This is a genomic window from Streptomyces recifensis (genome assembly GCF_002154615.1).
Classification (GTDB): domain Bacteria; phylum Actinomycetota; class Actinomycetes; order Streptomycetales; family Streptomycetaceae; genus Streptomyces; species Streptomyces griseoluteus.
On record NZ_MUNH01000333.1, the window covers coordinates 1 to 3485 of the forward strand.

The following is a 3485-nucleotide window of genomic DNA, read 5'->3' on the forward strand; positions in this document are numbered from 1 at the left end:
GGGTTGGGGAGGCGACGGGCGAGGGGGAGAACGTCGTCGTGACCGTCACCCGTGGCGGCGCCGGGTCCGCCACCGGCTGTCCGGGGGAACCCTCGGGGCGCAGGAGCAGGAACGCCAGCAGGGTCACGAGGGCCGCGCCCAGGACCACCGCGGCCGGCAGATAACGCCGCCGCGGTGGCCGGTTCCGGCGGGGGCCGGGCCCTTCGGGCGCCGTGGCCGGTGCGGGACCGCCTCGGTGCGCGTATGCCGTGCCGCCCCAGGGCAGCAGCCCCTCCGCGAGGGCCTGCCGCGGGGTGTCCCGCAGTGCGCTCAGGTCCTCGAACGCGGCCGTGCAGCAAGGACATCGGGCCTTGTGCGCGTCCAGGTCGACGCTGCGGCGGGGCCTGTCCGGCCGTACCGCCTCCTCGATCAGCCGGCGGAAGTCGGCACAGCGCGGGTCGTCGGACGCGGCCAGCCGGTGGCGCAGACACGCCTGGGCCAGCGCCTGCAGGGCTTGCGGGGTGCCGTGGGCGACAGCGGCGGGGGCCAGGCCGAGGTAGGCGGCGGTCCGCTCCTGGGGCTCCTCCTCCAGGACGCCGTACCAGACGAGGCCCTGGTCGCGGGAGGGCAGCGACTGGAACGCCGGGAGCAGGGGCGGGGTCGGACCCTCTGGCGCGGCACCGGAGTTGAGCACCAGCAGCAGGCCGGGATCGAGGCCCGCCGCCCGCTCGTCGCGGGCCCAGGAGGCCGCCGCCCGGCCCGCCAGGAGCAACAGGTGGTGGCGCAGCGGCACGTTCGGCTCGATGCCGCGCGCCGTGTCCCGGGCGGCCTCGGTGAGGGCCTCGGCCGCCAGCCTGCGGGCGGTGGACTCGCCGGTGGTGCACAGGCGGGCGTAGGCGAGTACCGCCGGCTGGTGGCGGCGGCGCAGTTCCTGGAGCGCCGGGTACGCCGTGTGGGTGGGGGTGCGCAGCAGCTCGGTGAGCCGCGCGTCCGCCGTGTCCTGGACGTCCTCGTCCGGCTCGGTCCGAGCCATGCGCACCCTCCGTCCCCTGGGGTTCTGACATACCAGTCAGTCGGGGGGCCCATGGTGCTGGAGGGGTGCGGTCCGGGAAAGGGGTTACTTCAGGTAACAGATAACGGTTCGCGCACCGGCGGCACGGAAGAGGCGGCCCGGCATCGTCAGCCGGGCCGCCTCACGCGTACGGGAAAGGTCCGCCTTCCGGCGGCACCCACCCTCACTCGTCCAGCGTCAGTCCCTTGCGCAGCCGCGTCAACGTCCGCGACAGCAGCCGGGAGACGTGCATCTGGGAGATGCCCAGCTCCTCGCCGATCTCGGACTGGGTCAGCCCCGCCACGAACCGCAGGGAGAGGATCTTCCGGTCGCGGGGCGCCAGTTCGGCGATGAGGGGCTTCAACGACTCGACGTACTCGATGCCTTCGAGCCCGTGGTCCTCGTACCCGATCCGGTCCGCGAGCGCGCCCTCGGCGTCGTCCTCGGCGGGCTGCGCGTCAAGGGAGGAGGCGGTGTAGGCGTTCGAGGCGGCCATGCCCTCGACGACCTCCTCGTGGGAGAGCCCGAGGCGCTCGGCCAGTTCCGCGACGGTGGGGGCGCGGTCCAGCCGCTGGGCCAGCTCGTCCCCGGCCTTGGCCAGGTCGAGCCGCAGCTCCTGCAGGCGGCGCGGGACGCGCACGGACCACGAGGTGTCACGGAAGAAGCGCTTGATCTCGCCGATGATGGTCGGCATGGCGAAGGTCGGGAACTCGACCCCGCGCGACATCTCGAAGCGGTCGATCGCCTTGATCAGGCCGACCGTGCCGACCTGGACGATGTCCTCCATCGGCTCGCTGCGGGAACGGAACCGCGAGGCGGCGAACTTCACCAGCGCCAGATTCAGTTCGACGAGGGTGTTGCGGACGTACGAGTATTCGTACGTGCCCTCCTCCAGCGACTCCAGGCGCTCGAAGAGCGTCTTGGACAGGGCTCGCGCGTCCACCGGGCCGACCTCGTCGAAGGGCGGGATCTCGGGGAGCCCCGCCAGGGGGTCGAGAGGGTCGATGGTGTGGTCCAGCATTTCCGGTGGGGGTGTCGACGTCGCTTTGTGGGTAGGCGATCCGTCGAGCCGGGCTGACATGGGTGTCCTCCATCGTTCTCGGCATATGGCTGCCGAAGCCGATACGTGCACTGCGGTGTGCGGCGCCTCCGAAGCCGGCGTGTAGGGATGTGTGTCGTACTAGCCCTACCTGCTTCGGCGAGTTGGTCGCAAGTGTCATTTGCGGCTATATGTCCGTTTCTTGGGGGTTGTTCGGGTGTCGAAGTGTGGCTGGAAGGCGTAATGTTCGAGGGCATCAGCAGCCAAGACCTCGGGAGAGAGACGGCATGGACCACGGGACGGTCGGCAGCGCACAGTCGGGCCGGCTTCTGGTGGAGGTGCGGGAAGAGGGTTCCAGCGCCGTAGTGACACCGGCAGGTGAACTCGATCACCACACCGCCGATCTACTGCGCGAGCCGCTCGACGACCTCCTGGAGAAGGGCTTCACGCGACTTGTCGTGGATTGCTCGCGGCTGGAGTTCTGCGACTCGACAGGACTGAACGTACTGCTGGGGGCCCGCCTGAAGGCGGACGCCGCCGGCGGTGGCGTGCATCTCGCGGGCATGCTGCCCGTAGTCGCGCGCGTGTTCGAGATCACGGGAGCCGAGGCGGTCTTCACCGTCCACGACTCCGTGGAGGCCGCCCTGGCGGGCGAGACCGGCTGACTCCTCCCGCGCACCCCCTCCGGCCGTCGCTTCCCCGCGTCGGACGAATGAGGGGGTGTTCCGGGGGATCAGTCGGGCAGGAGACATCTGAAACCTTTCGGCAGCCCCGCCGCCGAACCCGCTCCGGGAACCGGAGAAGGGGTCCGGCGCGACGTATGAGGCGAGGGGCGGACGCCGAAGGTGACGGAGGCAGCACGCGGACACCGGACGGACGGTGAACCGGCCGTCCGGGACCGAACGGAGTCGGACTTTTGAATCGTGTACTGGTGGATCGGTGAGGTGAAGCGCTGATGAGCACCACCCGGCCCTACTCGCCGGGCGATGGTGGCCCGGAGCCGAGCAGCGCTTCCGGCATGCCCGAAAGAGGCGCGACGGCGTCCGAGGCGGCCTTGAGCGCCGCCCCGCCCGTCGCACCCTCCGAGGCAGCGCCGGAGGCGAGGGGACGGCAGGTCCGCAGGCTCAGCCTGCACGGAGAGAGCGGGGTGGTCCCGCTCGCCCGTGACTTCACCCGCCAGGCGCTCTACGAATGGGGCTGGCTTCCCGCCTCGGGCGCCGAGCAGCGGGCCGCCGCCGAGGACGTGCTCCTCGTCGTCTCCGAGCTGGTCACCAACGCCTGCCTGCACGCCGACGGACCGGACGACCTGCTCCTGTCCTGCGACCGCAAGGTGATCCGTCTCGAGATCACCGACCGCGGCGCCGGCCAGCCCGCCCCCCGGACCCCGCACCAGGCCGGCCGCCCCGGCGGCCACGG

At 71.6% G+C, this 3485-nt stretch carries 3 protein-coding genes and 1 pseudogene; 2 read left to right on the top strand and 2 right to left on the bottom strand.

Annotation, left to right across the window (positions count from 1 at the left end):
• Together CCN33_RS18175 and CCN33_RS18180 are read right to left on the bottom strand one after the other, a co-directional pair.
• Window positions 1-1012 (bottom strand): annotated as a pseudogene (locus CCN33_RS18175) (ricin-type beta-trefoil lectin domain protein); the annotation flags it as partial.
• A gap of 202 nt (window positions 1013-1214) precedes the next feature.
• The gene (locus CCN33_RS18180) at window positions 1215-2111 is read right to left on the bottom strand and encodes an RNA polymerase sigma factor SigF (RefSeq protein ID WP_086694637.1); all 897 of its coding nucleotides are present in this window, start codon (window positions 2109-2111) and stop codon (window positions 1215-1217) included.
• A gap of 245 nt (window positions 2112-2356) precedes the next feature.
• On the opposite strand from CCN33_RS18180, the gene CCN33_RS18185 reads away from it, so the two are divergent.
• Together CCN33_RS18185 and CCN33_RS18190 are read left to right on the top strand one after the other, a co-directional pair.
• Window positions 2357-2734, top strand: coding sequence for an STAS domain-containing protein (locus tag CCN33_RS18185; protein WP_030814352.1), 378 nt, complete (start codon window positions 2357-2359; stop codon window positions 2732-2734).
• A 290-nt stretch (window positions 2735-3024) separates the two neighbouring features.
• Window positions 3025-3485, top strand: a 461-nt coding sequence (locus CCN33_RS18190; RefSeq protein ID WP_086694638.1) for an ATP-binding protein, incomplete at its 3' end; no start/stop codon positions are given.